Raw genomic sequence first — 14111 nt, forward strand, 5'->3', positions numbered from 1 at the left:
TCCGCCGGCCGCTACAGCGGCGGCTCGATCCTGGCGAGGGCGCGCTGCGCCCACGGTGTGAAGCGGGACATGAAGCGGAGGCCATGGGCCTCGGGAGTGACGGGGGCGACCGCCTGGTTGCGCACCACGGCCCGCAGGACCGCCTCGGCGACCTTCTCCGGCGGGTAGTTGCGCAGGCCGTAGGCGCGGGCGGCCTTGGTGCGGCGGCGCCGCGCCTCCTCCTCGGGGACCCCGGCGAAGTGGGCGGAGCCGGTGATCCCGGTGTTGACGATGCCGGGGCAGATGGCGGAGACGCCGATCCCCTGCCCGGCCAGCTCGGCGCGCAGGCACTCGCTGAGCATCAGCACCGCCGCCTTGGAGGTGCTGTAGGCGGGCAGGGCCCTGGAGGGCTGGAAGGCGGCGGCGGAGGCGGTGTTGACGATGTGGCCGCCCTGGCCGCGCTCGGCCATCTGCTTGCCGAACAGCCGGCAGCCGTGGATCACGCCCCACAGATTGACGTCGAGGACCTTGCGCCAGTCCTCCGCCGTCGTGTCCATGAAGGACCCGGAGACGCCGACACCGGCGTTGTTGACCAGCACGTCCACCACGCCGTACTCGGCGGCGACCTTGGCGGCCAGCTTCTCCATCGCCTGCTCGTCCGAGACGTCGGCGCACTCGGCCCATGCCTCGGGGGCGCCGATCAGCCGGGCCATGTCCGCCGTGCGGGCTGCGGCCTCCGCATCGCGGTCCACGGCGACGACCCGGGCGCCCGCCTCCGCGAAGGCGAATGCCGTGGCCCGGCCGATGCCGCTGCCGGCGCCCGTCACGAGCGTCAGCCGGCCGGCGAACCAGCGCGCGTACGGATGGGCCGGTGCGCTCTCCCGTGCCGGCGACCCCTCTTGCCGGGCCGTCGCGAACTCGGCGATCCACGCCGCCACTTGGTCGGGACGGGTGCGCGGCACCCAGTGCTTGGCGGCCAGGTTGCGCCGCACCAGACCGGGGGCCCACTGCTCCAGGTCGTCGTACAGCCGCTCGGAGAGGTAGGCGTCGCCGGTCGGGGTGATGAGCTGCACGGGCGCGTGGGCGTAGGCGTCGGTGCGCGGGCGGCGGAGCCGGGCGAGGACGTTGTCGCGGTAGAGCCAGGCGCCGTGCGCGGCATCCTCCGGCAGCGACGGCGTGGGATAGCCGGAGACCGGCAGCTTCTCCGCCCGCGCCAGCATCCTGGGCCACTGCTTGCCCAGCGGGCCGCGCCAGGCCGCCTCCGGCAGCCCGGGGGTGTGCAGCAGATACACGTACCAGGAGCGGGCGCTCTGGCCCAGCAGATGGGCCATGCGCCGCGGCGTGGGCCGTGCGGCCCGCTTGCGGAACCACATCGCGAGGTGGTCGAGGGAGGGACCGGAGATCGACGTGAAGGAGGCGATGCGCCCCTCGGTGCGCGCGACGGTGGCGAACTCCCAGCCCTGCACCGACCCCCAGTCGTGCCCGACCAGGTGCACCGGAGCGTCCGGGCTCACCGCATCGGCGACGGCCAGGAAGTCGTCGGTGAGCTTCTCCAGGGTGAAGCCGCCCCGCAGCGGCTTCGGCGCCGTGGACCGGCCGCAGCCCCGCACGTCGTACAGCACGACGTGGAAGCGGTCGCTCAGCCGCTGCGCGACCTCCGACCAGACCTCCTTGCTGTCCGGATAGCCGTGCACCAGCACCATGGTGGGCAGGGAGGGGTCGCCGAGCTCGGCGACGCACAACTCGATCCCGCCCGTACGGATGCGGCGCTCGCGCGCGCCCTCCAGCCCGGCGCCGTTCCCGGCGTGCTCGCTCATGCGGCCCTCTCCTCCTGCCCGCGCCGCACGTGCGGCAGATCGTCGTCCAGCCAGAACGCACTCTCCTCCGGGTCCCGGGAGTCGGTGACCACCAGGAGCTCCTCGAACTTCGCGCCCGTCCCCCGGAAGCCGATGTGGGGCTCGACCGCCCACAGGCCCGGCCGGGGCGGGTGATCGGAGAACCGGTACGGGCTCCACAGCGGCGACCAGCCCTCGCGGTGCCCGTGGAGGGCGTCGGAGGCGAGGCCCTTGAGCGCCCCGGTGCCGAACCCGAAGACGTGCGGTGACCAGCGGCGCTCCCTGCTCCGGCCCACCTTGTGGGCGATCACGCCGAACGGATAGGCCCGGTGCCGGTTGGTGTGGCCCTGGCGGGCCATGAGCCGGTCCACGTCCTCGTAGATCTCCCGCAGCGGGCGGCGCTCGCGCACCTCGCGCAGGATCAGCTCCCGGTGCTCGCCGAGATCGGCGAGCAGGCGGTCGTGCAGCGGGTTCGGGCCGAGGCAGCCGGAGTAGCCGATGTCGGCCGTGAAGCCGCGGTGGACCGGCGCCATGTCGAGGATGAAGGGCATCCCCGGCTCCAGCCGCCGGCCGGTGGGGAAGAACTGCAGCGGCACCCGGAAGCCCGCGAAGGCCGTGCGGTCCCCGAACCAGGCGAACGGCAGGTGGAACCAGTCCCGCACCCCGCGCCCGCGCAGCCACTCCCGCTGCATCCGGGCCGCCTCGCGCTCGGTGACCCCCGGTCTCAGCTGGGCGGCGACGGCCTCCGCGCAGTCGTAGGCCAGCCGCTGGACTTCCCGGAAGCCCCGCAACTCGCCGGTGACTTCCCAGGGCACTACTGAGGTCATGGCCATTCGTCCGTCCCGTGTGCCGGCTCCGGTACGCGTACGTAACTTGACATTGAAGAATGTGACAATGACCGGCGGCTACGTCAAGGGTCGTGCACGGCCTGTGGAAAACCTCTTCCCCGCTCCGCAGTCTCCTCCGCCACTCCCGGCCTGCTCCTCCCGCCGGGCCGGTTCCCTACGGGAACGTCAGACCTGAGGAGTACACGGAAGCAGCCGTCCGGTCTGACGCCTGCTGTGGCCCGCGCCACTACCGTCGAAGGCGTGACTGTGATCGCAACCGAAAGCCTCAGCAAGCGGTTCCCCCGGGTGACCGCTCTTGACCGGCTGTCCGTCGACATCACGCCGGGCGTCACCGGCCTGGTGGGCGCCAACGGAGCCGGCAAGTCCACGCTGATCAAGATCCTGCTCGGGCTGTCCCCCGCCACCGAGGGCCGCGCCGCCGTGCTCGGCCTCGACGTCGCGACCGAGGGCGCCGCCATCCGCGAGCAGGTGGGCTACATGCCCGAGCACGACTGCCTGCCGCCCGACGTGTCGGCCACCGAATTCGTCGTCCACATGGCGCGGATGTCCGGGCTGCCCGTCACCGCGGCCCGCGAGCGCACCGCCGACACGCTGCGCCACGTGGGCCTCTACGAGGAGCGGTACCGCCCCATGGGCGGCTATTCGACGGGCATGAAGCAGCGGGTCAAGCTGGCCCAGGCCCTCGTCCACGACCCCCGGCTCGTCCTCCTGGACGAACCCACCAACGGCCTCGACCCCGTCGGCCGCGACGAGATGCTCGGCCTGATCCGCCGCATCCACACCGACTTCGGCATTTCGGTGCTGGTCACGTCACACCTGCTCGGCGAGCTGGAGCGCACCTGCGACCACGTCGTCGTCATCGACGGCGGCAAGCTGCTGCGCTCCTCCTCCACCAGCGACTTCACCCAGGCCACGGCCTCCCTCGCGGTCGAGGTCACCGACTCCGACGCCCACCCGGACGGCACGGCGGCCCTCGCCGCCGCGCTCGCCGAGGCCGGCCTCGCCGTCCAGCCCGTCGGCCGGACCGCGGAGTTCGCGGCCGCCGGCTCCGGCCACGTCCTCCTCGTGGACGTCACCGGCGACGACACCTACGACACCGTGCGCGACGCGGTCGCCGGCCTCGGCCTCGGCCTCGTCCGCATGGAGCAGCGCCGCCACCGCATCGCGGAGGTCTTCCAGAGCGCACACGAAAGGGGCAGCTCCCATGGCGCCTGAGACCACCTCCGCGCCCGCGCAGGACGTCATCCACAACATTGGTTACCGCAACTACTCCGGCGCCCGCCTCGGCCGCTCCTACGCCCGCCGCTCGCTCTTCTCGCAGAGCCTGCGCGGCGCGTACGGCCTCGGCCGGTCGGCGAAGTCCAAGGTGCTGCCGATGATCCTCTTCGGCGTAATGTGCCTGCCCGCCGCCATCATGGTGGCCGTCGCGGTCGCCACCAAGCTCAGCAAGCTGCCGGTGGAGTACACGCGTTACGCGATCATCATGCAGGTCGTCATCGGCCTCTACCTCGCCGCGCAGGCCCCGCAGGCCGTCTCGCGCGACCTGCGCTTCAAGACCGTTCCGCTGTACTTCTCGCGCCCCATCGAACGGGCCGACTACGTGGCCGCGAAGTTCGCCGCCATGTTCTCCGCCCTGTTCATCCTCACCGCAACGCCCCTGCTGATCCTGTACCTCGGTGCCCTGCTCGCCAAGCTCGACTTCCTGGAGCAGACGAAGGGGTTCGCACAAGGACTGGTCTCCGTGGCACTGCTGTCCCTGCTCTTCGCCGGCATCGGCCTGGTGATCGCCGCGCTCACTCCCCGCCGCGGCTTCGGAGTCGCCGCCGTCATCGCCGTGCTGACCATCTCCTACGGCGTGGTCAGCACCGTCCAGGGGATCGCCCTGCAGCGCGACAGCACCGACGCGATCGGCTGGCTCGGCCTCTTCTCGCCCATCACCCTCATCGACGGCGTGCAGACGGCGTTCCTCTCCGCCAGTTCGGCCTTCCCCGACGGCCACGGCCCCAGCACCGCGGCGGGCGTCGTCTACCTGCTCGTGCTCCTCGCCCTGATCGCCGGCTCCTACGGGCTGCTGATGCGCCGCTACCGAAAGGTCGGGCTGTGACCTCCATCCGTATCGACAACGTCTCCCGGTGGTTCGGCAACGTCGTCGCCGTCAACGACGTCTCCATGACCGTCGGCCCGGGCGTCACCGGCCTCCTCGGCCCCAACGGCGCGGGCAAGTCCACCCTCATCAACATGATGGGCGGCTTCCTCGCCCCCTCCACCGGCACCGTCACCCTCGACGGCACCCGCATCTGGCGCAACGAGGAGATCTACCGCCACATCGGCATCGTCCCCGAGCGGGAGGCGATGTACGACTTCCTCACCGGACTGGAGTTCGTCCGCGCCAACGCCGAACTGCACGGGCTGGGCGCCGCCGAGGCCCGGAGGGCGCTCGCCACCGTCGAGATGGAGTACGCCCAGGACCGCGCGATCAGCACGTACAGCAAGGGCATGCGACAGCGCGTGAAGATGGCGTCCGCGCTCGTCCACGAGCCCTCCGTACTGCTCCTGGACGAGCCCTTCAACGGCATGGACCCGCGCCAGCGCATGCAGCTGATGGACCTGCTCCGCAGGATGGGCGCCGAGGGCCGCACCGTGCTCTTCTCCTCGCACATCCTGGAGGAGGTCGAGCAGCTCGCCACCCACATCGAGGTCGTCGTCGCGGGCCGGCACGCCGCCTCCGGCGACTTCCGCAAGATCCGCCGGCTGATGACGGACCGCCCGCACCGCTACCTGGTCCGCTCCAGCGACGACCGCTCCCTGGCCGCCGCCCTGATCGCCGACCCGTCGACGGCGGGCATCGAAGTGGACGTCCAGGAAGGCGCCCTGCGCATCCAGGCCGTCGACTTCGGCCGCTTCACCGCGCTGCTGCCCCGGATCGCCCGGGACCACGGCATCCGGCTCCTCACGGTCTCGCCCTCGGACGAGTCCCTGGAATCGGTCTTCTCCTACCTCGTCGCGGCCTGAAAGGAGCCCAGCGCCATGTACAACGCCACCGTCGCACGGCTCACCTACCGGGGCCTCCTGGGCCGCCGCCGCGCCTTCATCCTGTTCGGGCTGCCCGCCCTGCTGCTCACCGTCTCGGTCGTCATCCGCGTGCTCGTCGGCGCGGACGACGGCACCGCGAGCAGCGTCCTGGGCGGCTTCGCGCTGGCCACCATGGTCCCCCTCATCGGCGTCGTCGCCGGCACCGGCGCGATCGGCCCGGAGATCGACGACGGCTCGGTCGTCTACCTCCTCTCCAAGCCGGTCAAACGGCCCACGATCATCCTCACCAAGCTGATCGTCGCGATCACCGTCACCGCCGTCTTCTCCGCCGTCCCCACGCTCGTCGCGGGCTTCATCCTCAACGGCAACAGCCAGCAGATCGCCGTCGCCTACGCCGCAGCGGCAGCCGTCGCCTCCGTCGCCTACAGCGCGGTGTTCCTGCTGCTGGGCACGGTCACCCGGCACGCCGTCGTGGCGGGCCTGATCTACGCCCTGGTGTGGGAGTCGCTCTTCGGCAGCCTCGTCCCCGGCGCCCGCACCCTGAGCGTCCAGCAGTGGTCGCTCGCCCTCGCCCAGCGCATCGGCGCGGACGGCGCCGTCTCCTCGGACGTGGGGCTGCCGCTGGCCCTCGTCCTGCTCGCCGGTGTGACGGTGGCGGCGACGTGGTTCGCGGGCCAGAAGCTGCGCTCCCTCACGCTCGCCGGGGAAGAGTGAGCCTTTTGGGCTTCATCCCGCGATGACGTACCGCTGCAGCGCCCGGGCGATCTCCACCTGCTCGGGCGCGAGTGCGTTCTCACCGTCCTCCACGTCCCACAGGGCGTTCTGCAGCACTCTGCCCAGCGTCCAGCGGGCGGCCCGCTGCCGGTCCAGGCCCAGCACTTCGGTCATCAGGTCGAAGCGGCGCAGCACGGCCCGGTCGACGTCACCGGTCGCGGTGATGTCGTCCCACCGGTCGTGCAGGGCGGGCAGCAGTTCGAAGCCCGGATCGCCCATGAGCGGCTTGGGGTCGATGGCGAGCCACGGCTCACGTGCGGAGCCCGGCACGGGAGCGAGGACGTTGTCGTAGTGGAGGTCCCAGTGCAGCAGCCGGTCGCCGGGCTCGCCGATGACCTCCCGTACGGCCGCGGCGCACGTCTCCACCAGCCGGCGCTCCGAGACGTCGCGCAGCTCGGGCAGGGCCGCGGGCACGTCCTTCAGCATGGCCCCGGCGACCTCCCCCAGGGGACGCAGCCCGGCGGGTACGGGGGCCGTCAGGAGCCGGGCCAGCAGCTCGGAGAGCGTCTGCAGGGACGCTTCGGCATCGCGTATGGACAAGAGTGAACGGTTTGCGTCCAACCGCTCCAGCAGCATCGTGCCGGTCGCCGCGTCGTGGTCGAGGAGCGCGACCGCCCCGTCACCGTCCCATGCCTGCAGCGCGGCCGGCTCGCCCACGCTCTCGTCGGTGACGGGCTGGAGCTTGAGCGCCGCCCGGCTGCCGTCCTCGCGCAGCACGGGCAGGACGAGGGCGACCATGCCGTGCGAGGCGGGCCCGTCGATCCGCAGGCCCCAGTGGTCGAGGAAACGGGCGGCCAGCTCCGGCAGGGCGGCGACCCAGGAGCGGCCCAGCTCCCCGTCGAATTGCTCGTGGAATCCGGCGAGTTCGGCCGGGACGGTGATGCGGTGAGCGGCGTGCATGGGCAGCGGTCTCCTCACGACGGGTGGGGAGGCCCCGCAGGGCCTCCTGTCCACCCAACGTCTCAGATCTTCCGATCGCGCCCGGCGCCCATCGCGAGAAGCAGCAGCGCCGCACAGGCGACGAGCAGCAGGGCGATCGGAAGCGTCCAGCTGTCCGTCGCCTGGTGGACCGCACCGATCGCGAACGGCCCGACGGAGGCGAGCAGATAACCCCACGTCTGTGCCATGCCCGACAGCCGGGACGCCGCGTGGGCGTCCCGCGTGCGCAGCACCATCAGTGTCAGGGCGAGACCGAGCAGACCGCCCTGCGCCACGCCCATCAGCGTCGCCCAGACCCACGCGCCCTCGACCGGGGCGGTCAGCAGACCGGTCACACCGGCGGCCATGAGGACGACCACGCCGGCACCGATCGCCCGCTGGTCGCGCATCCGCCCGGCCACCATGGGCACCACGAACGAACCGGCCATCTGCACCAGCGTGTAGAAGGCGTAGACGATGCCGGCCTCGTTCTTGCTCATGCCGTGGTCGGTGAACACGGTCGGCATCCAGGCGATGCACACGTACGCGATCAGCGACTGGGTGCCCATCATCAGCGTGACCTGCCAGGCGAGGGGCGAGCGGGTCAGCTTCCGGCCGCTCTGCGCCGTCCGCACGGGTGCGGCGGCCGCCTGGCCGTGCCGGGTGCCGCGGCGCGCGATGACGGCCTGCGGGATCCAGGCGACGGCCGCCACGGCGGCGAGCAGCGCCCAGGAGGCCAGGGAGCCCCGCCAGCCGCCCAGTGCGTCCTCCAGCGGCACCGACAGGGCGGCCGAGCCGGTGGCGCCGAGGATCAGCGTGGTCGAGTACAGCGCGGTCATGCTTGCGGCGCGGTCGGGGAAGTCGCGCTTGACCAGGCCGGGCATCAGGACGTTGAGCAGGGCGATCGCAGTGCCGACGAGCGCACAGCCGGTGAAGAGGGCCACGACGGGGGGCGCGACGCGCAGCAGGATGCCGCCGCACAGCAGCAGGAGGGCGCCGCAGAGGACGGCTTCCGTGCCCCAGCGGCGGGCCAGCTTCGGCGCGATGATCGAACCGAGGCCCATGAAGATCAGCGGGATGGTGGTGACCAGGCTGCTCGCCGCTGCCGCGAGGTGGAAGTGGTCGCTGATCTCGCCCATCAGGGGCGAGACTCCGGCGAGCGCGGCCCGCATGTTGAGCGAGGCGAGGACGATGCCCGTCATGACGAGCGCCGGGTGGGCGCGCAGGGTGCGGCGCGCGGCGGCCACGGGCGGCGCGGGCGCGAGATCCGCTTCCGCGTCTATCAGGGGGTCGCGTGTGTCCGGCCTCGTTTCCGACATGGGGTGCCTTTCCAGTGGGGGTGCATGTGCTGCGTCAGGGGTGGCGCGGTGCCGTGCGGCAGCGCCGTGTCAGCTCTCGCCGAGCAGGGTCTCGACGGCCTGCTTGGGACGTTCGAGGAGGGCCCGGGCGGCCCGTCCGGCGGCCTCGGGGTCGCCGGAGGCGATGGCGTCCATGAGGGCGTGGTGGTCGCCGTGGATGATGCGCGGCATGTCGCGGTCCCCCAGGGCGGTGACCAGCGCCTCGCGGACGGAGCTGCTGAACCAGGCGTAGGTGGCCGTCAGGGCGCTGTTGTGCGCGGCTTCCACGACGGCGCGGTGAAACTCCACGTCGTGGTCGGCGTAGAGCTCCAGGTTGCCGGAGTCCGGCTGGCCCTCGGGGTCCTCGAAGGCGGTCTGGGCGTCCAGCGCGGCCCGCATCCGCTCCAGGTCGGCGGGCTCGTGGCGGAGCGCCGCGAGCCGGGCGGCCTCGGCCTCCAGCGCGATGCGGAGCTCCAGCACGTCGCGCACGCCCGCCCGCTGCAGGCCGCGCATGATCTCGCCCGGGTCGGCGGTGGAGACCACGAAGGTGCCCTCGCCCTGGCGCGAGCGCAGCATCCCGGCGTGGACCAGGACGCGGACGGCCTCGCGGACCGTGTTGCGGCCGACCTGGAGCTGCTCGGCGAGCGCGTGCTCGGTGGGGATGCGGGCGCCGACCTTCCACTCTCCGGCGGCGACCTGCGCGCGCAACTGATCCACGACGGTGTCCACGAGGGACTGCCGTCCCGCCGCCCGCAGCGCCATACGTCCTCCGGTTCCGAGCTGGTGTGCACCGGGGAGCCGATTCACCCGGTTGCCCAGTCATCCTACAACTCATCTCCGGGGCGGCTCCGGGGCCGAGCGGCTACCGTCGAAGGATGCGTGGACGGGACGAGCGCCGCGGCTCCGGCACGTTCGGCAGGTGGCCGGCCGTCGCCGCCCGCGCCGCTTCCCTGGCGCGGTCCGGGGCGGCCTCCTGGATCCGCTCCTCGCCGGGGACGCACATATGGCTGCTCGTCATCGGCGTCACCAGCCTGGTGATCGCGGCTGCCAGCCAGGATCTGGAGACGTTCCTGCTGCACCACAACAGCAGCAACATCCACCAGCTCACCAAGCACCCGCTGCAGTCGCTCCTCATCAGCGGCTTCTGGATCGAGGACCCGTCCTCGTTCCTGCTCTACGCGGCTCTCTTCGAGGTCTTCCACGCGAACGTCGAGCGCTGGGCCGGAACGGCCCGCTGGCTGTTCACCGTCGGCTTCGCGCATGTCGCGGCGACGCTCATCAGCCAGGAAGTCGTGCTGCTGTCCATAGAGGACCACTCACTGCCGCGGTCGATGAAGAGAGTGGTCGACATTGGCGTCTCGTACGGGCTCGCGGCCGCCGCCGGGCTCCTCACGTACCGGATCCCGCGGCCCTGGCGGTGGGTCTACCTCGCCGGTGTGGTGCTGTTCTTCGGCGTCCCCCTCGCTACGGGGGGCACCTTCACCGACCTGGGGCACGCGGTGGCCGTGGCCATCGGGCTCGGCCTCCGGCAATTCGCTCACGGCCGCCCCGTGTGGGACTTCGGGCGCATCCCCGGAGCCCTGCGGCGAGCGGCCGTGTCCGTCGGACACGACCGCTGCGGCCCGCCCGGACGGAGCGGCCTCAGCCGTAAAGGCGCTCCAGGACCGTAGCGATCCCGTCGTCCTCGTTGGAGCCGGTGACCTCGTCGGCGACGGCCCGCAGCTCCGGGTGGGCGTTGGCCATGGCCACGCCGTGGGCCGCCCAGCCGAACATCGGTATGTCGTTGGGCATGTCGCCGAAGGCGATCGTCTCGGCGGCCTTCACCCCGAGCCGGCGCGCCGCCAGGGACAGGCCGGTGGCCTTGCTCAGGCCCAGCGGCAGGAGCTCCACGACGCCCGCGCCCGCCATCGTCACCCCGACGAGGTCGCCCGCGGCCGCGCGGGCGGCGGCGGTCAGGGCGTCGTCGCCGAGCTCGGGGTGCTGCAGGTAGAGCTTGTTGAGGGGCTCGGCCAGGAGTTCGTCCCGGTCGTGGGCCACCACGGCCGGGAGCGGGCCCTCCTGGACGCGGTAGCCGGGGGTGACCAGCACCTCGCCGTCGAGGCCGTCGCGGCCCGCCGCGAGGTGCAGCGGGCCGGTCTCGGCCTCGATCTTGGCGACGGCCAGCCCCGCGATCCGCCGGTCCAGCGTCACCGACGTCAGCAGCCGGTGCTCGCCCGCGTGGTAGACCTGCGCGCCCTGGGCGCACACCGCCAGGCCCCGGTAGTCCAGGGCCTGCAGGATGTGGCGCGTCCAGGGGACGGCCCGGCCGGTCACGACGATGTGCGCGGCTCCCGCCTCCGTGGCCAGCTTCAGGGCGGCCCGGGTGCGCTCCGAGACGGTCTCGTCGGAGCGCAGCAGGGTGCCGTCCAGATCGGTCGCGACAAGGCGGTACGGCAGGGCCGCCGTGGCGGGGCGCGCGTCGGTCACTTGGCGACCGGCTCCAGGACCTCGCGACCGCCCAGGAACGGCCGGAGCGCCTCGGGGACGCGCACCGAGCCGTCGGCCTGCTGGTGGTTCTCCAGCAGCGCCACGATCGTGCGCGGCACCGCGCACAGCGTGCCGTTGAGCGTCGCCAGCGGCTTGACCGTCTTGCCGTCGCGCATCCGGACGGACAGGCGGCGGGCCTGGAACTCGTCGCAGTTGGACGTGGACGTCAGCTCGCGGTACTTGCCCTGGGTCGGGATCCAGGCCTCGCAGTCGAACTTGCGGGAGGCCGAGGCGCCGAGGTCACCGGTGGCCGTGTCGATCACCTGGAAGGGCAGCTCCAGGCTGGTCAGCCACTGCTTCTCCCACTCCAGCAGGCGCGCGTGCTCGGCCTCGGCGTCCTCCGGCGCGATGTACGAGAACATCTCGACCTTGTCGAACTGGTGGACGCGGAAGATGCCGCGGGTGTCCTTGCCGTACGTACCGGCCTCGCGGCGGAAGCACGGCGAGAAGCCGGCGTAGCGCAGCGGCAGCTGGTCGGCGTCGAGGATCTCGTCCATGTGGTACGCCGCGAGCGGCACCTCGGACGTGCCCACCAGATAGAAGTCGTCCTTCTCCAGGTGGTAGACGTCCTGGGCGGCCTGGCCGAGGAAGCCGGTGCCTTCCATGGCGCGCGGCTTGACCAGCGCGGGCGTCAGCATCGGGGTGAAGCCGGCGGCCGTCGCCTGGGCGATGGCCGCGTTGACGAGCGCGAGCTCCAGCAGCGCGCCGACACCCGTCAGGTAGTAGAAGCGCGAGCCGGACACCTTGGCGCCGCGCTCGACGTCGATCGCGCCGAGCAGCTGGCCGAGCTCCAGGTGGTCCTTGGGCTCGAAGCCCTCGGCGGCGAAGTCGCGGGGAGTGCCGACGGTGTCCAGGACGACGAAGTCGTCCTCGCCGCCGCGCGGTACGTCGGGGTGGACCAGATTGCCGATCTGCAGCAGCAGGCGCTGCGTCTCGGCGGCGGCCTCGTCCTGCTCGGCATCGGCGGCCTTGACGGCGGCGGACAGCTCGCCGGCCTTCTTCAGCAGCGCGGCCTTCTCGTCACCGGTGGCCTTGGGGATGAGCTTGCCGAGCGCCTTCTGCTCGGAGCGGAGTTCGTCGAAGCGGACGCTGGACGACCTGCGCCGTTCGTCGGCGGAGAGAAGTGCGTCGACGACGTCGACATCCTCTCCACGAGCACGCTGGGAGGCGCGCACACGGTCGGGGTCCTCACGAAGCAGGCGAAGGTCAATCACCCCTCCAGGCTACCGTTGCGCACGCGATCACTCGACGGCATATTCCTCTTGGTGGTGGTTTGCCCCATTTTGAGGCATTGGAAAAGGCTGTGCATAATCAGCAGCCCGGGTGATCGGGGAGGCGTCGGAAAGCGCTCGGTGGAGTGCCCGGGGAATGGGTGCGCTTTTACGGAAAAGCGGGCATAGCGGCGGTGCCGACCGCTGATCGGCTTGCGGGCAAGGGGAGTTGGCCCACTCCTTGTCCACAGGAGCGAATGGCTCCGCTTTCTTTGTCCACAGGCTGTGCGTGAAATCTGTGGATGCCGGAATCGAACGTTCCGTCCGCTTCTGTCCTGCGCCGTGTATTCCTTGGTCAAACCTCGCGCGGCCACTCATTCGGGTGGTATTACCCCGCCCCAAAGGGTTATTCACCGACATTCTGCTGACGGATCGCGGGGAGGCGGCACGATCGGGTGGACCTAGGTGCTGTGGATGACGACCCGGTGGCTAGAGCGATTTGTCGACCTTGGCCGATTCGGGGAGACGGCACCCCGCCTCGCTCTGTCGACTTATCCCCAGGTCGAGAACCACCTGTGGATAACTCTGGGGATGTTCGCGCCGACGGCTACCGTCGAGACGTGGACAACGAAGACACGATCGCCTCAGGCGCGGCCGTCCTGGCAGCGCGCCAGCCAGTCCGCCGCCATGACGAACTCCTCGTCCGACGTGCCGTAGCGCGTCGGACCCACCTCCGGCGGAGCCACGTCCGTCCGGGGATAGGAGCCGAGGAACCGCACCTGCGGGCAGATCCGCTTCAGACCCATCAGCGCCTCGCCGACGCGCCGGTCGGCGATGTGCCCCTCCGCGTCGATCGCGAAGCAGTAGTTGCCGATGCCCTCGCCCGTCGGCCGCGACTGGATGAGCATCAGGTTCACCCCGCGCGTCGCGAACTCCTGCAGCAGCTCCAGCAGGGCGCCCGGGTGGTCCTCCCGCAGCCACACCACGACCGACGTCTTGTCCGCGCCCGTCCGCGCCGCCGGCCGGGCCGGACGGCCCACCAGCACGAAGCGGGTCTGCGCGTTCTGCGCGTCGTGGATGTCGGTGACCAGCGGCTCCAGACCGTACGTCGCCGCCGCGAACTCCCCCGCGAACGCCGCGTCGAAGCGCCCCTCCTGCACCAGGCGCGCGCCGTCCGCATTGGAGGCCGCCGACTCCCACAGCGCGTCCGGCAGGTGCGCCGCCAGCCACTTGCGCACCTGCGGCTGCGCCACGGGGTGCCCGGTCACGGTCTTGATGTCCGACAGCGCGGTCCCCGGGCGCACGAGCAGCGCGAAGGTGATCTGCAGCAGCACCTCGCGATAGATCATCAGCGGGGAGCCCGTGGTGAGCTGGTCGAGCGTGGCGGTGACACCGCCCTCCACCGAGTTCTCGATCGGCACGAGGGCGGCCGCCGCCTCGCCGCTGCGCACGGCGTCCAGCGCCGCGGGAACGGACACCATCGGCACCAGCTCCCGCGTCGCCGCCTCCGGCAGCGTCCGCAGGGCAGCCTCGGTGAACGTGCCCTCGGGGCCGAGATAGGTGTAGCGGCTGGCCGACATCACGCTGGCTCCTCGATCGTCCGGTGTCTCGCCACGATACCCAGTGCGACCCGGCGCCCCGAGGCGCTCC

At 71.7% G+C, this 14111-nt stretch carries 13 protein-coding genes; 5 read left to right on the forward strand and 8 right to left on the reverse strand.

Annotation, left to right across the window (positions count from 1 at the left end; all coding sequences use genetic code 11):
* Positions 1 to 11: 11 nt before the first annotated feature.
* Complete coding sequence (locus tag ACFZCD_RS06885; protein ID WP_391828653.1) at positions 12 to 1796, reverse strand: SDR family oxidoreductase; 1785 nt, start codon at positions 1794 to 1796, stop codon at positions 12 to 14.
* Positions 1793 to 2641, reverse strand: coding sequence for a M24 family metallopeptidase (locus ACFZCD_RS06890; RefSeq protein ID WP_391828655.1), 849 nt, complete (start codon positions 2639 to 2641; stop codon positions 1793 to 1795). Before ACFZCD_RS06890 ends, ACFZCD_RS06885 begins: the two co-directional genes overlap by 4 nt.
* A gap of 234 nt (positions 2642 to 2875) precedes the next feature.
* On the opposite strand from ACFZCD_RS06890, the gene ACFZCD_RS06895 reads away from it, so the two are divergent.
* Genes ACFZCD_RS06895 through ACFZCD_RS06910 form a run of 4 tightly spaced genes read left to right on the forward strand, consistent with a single transcriptional unit; the run spans position 2876 to position 6409 of the window.
* Positions 2876 to 3877, forward strand: a complete 1002-nt coding sequence (locus ACFZCD_RS06895; protein WP_391828657.1) for an ABC transporter ATP-binding protein — start codon at positions 2876 to 2878, stop codon at positions 3875 to 3877.
* Positions 3867 to 4766, forward strand: coding sequence for an ABC transporter permease subunit (locus tag ACFZCD_RS06900; RefSeq protein WP_391828659.1), 900 nt, complete (start codon positions 3867 to 3869; stop codon positions 4764 to 4766). Before ACFZCD_RS06895 ends, ACFZCD_RS06900 begins: the two co-directional genes overlap by 11 nt.
* Positions 4763 to 5674 (forward strand): ABC transporter ATP-binding protein, encoded by a 912-nt coding sequence (locus ACFZCD_RS06905; RefSeq protein WP_391828661.1) that lies wholly within the window; start codon positions 4763 to 4765, stop codon positions 5672 to 5674. Before ACFZCD_RS06900 ends, ACFZCD_RS06905 begins: the two co-directional genes overlap by 4 nt.
* A gap of 15 nt (positions 5675 to 5689) precedes the next feature.
* Positions 5690 to 6409, forward strand: a complete 720-nt coding sequence (locus ACFZCD_RS06910; RefSeq protein ID WP_391828663.1) for an ABC transporter permease subunit — start codon at positions 5690 to 5692, stop codon at positions 6407 to 6409.
* A 12-nt stretch (positions 6410 to 6421) separates the two neighbouring features.
* On the opposite strand, the gene ACFZCD_RS06915 is transcribed toward ACFZCD_RS06910, so the two are convergent.
* The 3 genes from ACFZCD_RS06915 to ACFZCD_RS06925 form a co-directional block, all read right to left on the reverse strand.
* Positions 6422 to 7369, reverse strand: coding sequence for an aminoglycoside phosphotransferase family protein (locus ACFZCD_RS06915; RefSeq protein ID WP_391828665.1), 948 nt, complete (start codon positions 7367 to 7369; stop codon positions 6422 to 6424).
* A gap of 62 nt (positions 7370 to 7431) precedes the next feature.
* Positions 7432 to 8706 carry a CynX/NimT family MFS transporter gene (locus ACFZCD_RS06920; RefSeq protein ID WP_391828667.1) on the reverse strand — a complete coding sequence of 425 codons (1275 nt, stop codon included), beginning with the start codon at positions 8704 to 8706 and terminating at the stop codon, positions 7432 to 7434.
* Positions 8707 to 8775: 69 nt separating this feature from the next.
* Positions 8776 to 9486: a FadR/GntR family transcriptional regulator gene (locus ACFZCD_RS06925; RefSeq protein WP_391828669.1), complete on the reverse strand. Its 711-nt coding sequence runs from the start codon at positions 9484 to 9486 to the stop codon at positions 8776 to 8778.
* Between the two features lie 113 nt (positions 9487 to 9599).
* On the opposite strand from ACFZCD_RS06925, the gene ACFZCD_RS06930 reads away from it, so the two are divergent.
* A complete protein-coding gene (locus ACFZCD_RS06930; protein WP_391828671.1) occupies positions 9600 to 10394 on the forward strand; it encodes a rhomboid-like protein in 795 nt (264 codons plus the stop codon).
* Here the strand turns inward: ACFZCD_RS06930 and ACFZCD_RS06935 are convergent.
* The 3 genes from ACFZCD_RS06935 to pheA form a co-directional block, all read right to left on the reverse strand.
* Positions 10366 to 11190 (reverse strand): HAD family hydrolase, encoded by an 825-nt coding sequence (locus tag ACFZCD_RS06935; RefSeq protein ID WP_391828673.1) that lies wholly within the window; start codon positions 11188 to 11190, stop codon positions 10366 to 10368. The two genes, ACFZCD_RS06930 and ACFZCD_RS06935, sit on opposite strands and share 29 nt — an antisense overlap.
* Positions 11187 to 12464, reverse strand: a complete 1278-nt coding sequence (gene serS, locus ACFZCD_RS06940; RefSeq protein ID WP_391828675.1) for a serine--tRNA ligase — start codon at positions 12462 to 12464, stop codon at positions 11187 to 11189. The genes ACFZCD_RS06935 and serS overlap by 4 nt, the downstream gene beginning before the upstream one ends.
* Positions 12465 to 13105: 641 nt before the next feature.
* Complete coding sequence (gene pheA, locus ACFZCD_RS06945; RefSeq protein ID WP_391828677.1) at positions 13106 to 14041, reverse strand: prephenate dehydratase; 936 nt, start codon at positions 14039 to 14041, stop codon at positions 13106 to 13108.
* Between the last annotated feature and the right edge of the window lie 70 nt (positions 14042 to 14111).

Origin of the sequence: Streptomyces sp. NPDC008001, assembly GCF_042958085.1 — a bacterium.
Classification (GTDB): Bacteria; Actinomycetota; Actinomycetes; order Streptomycetales; family Streptomycetaceae; genus Streptomyces.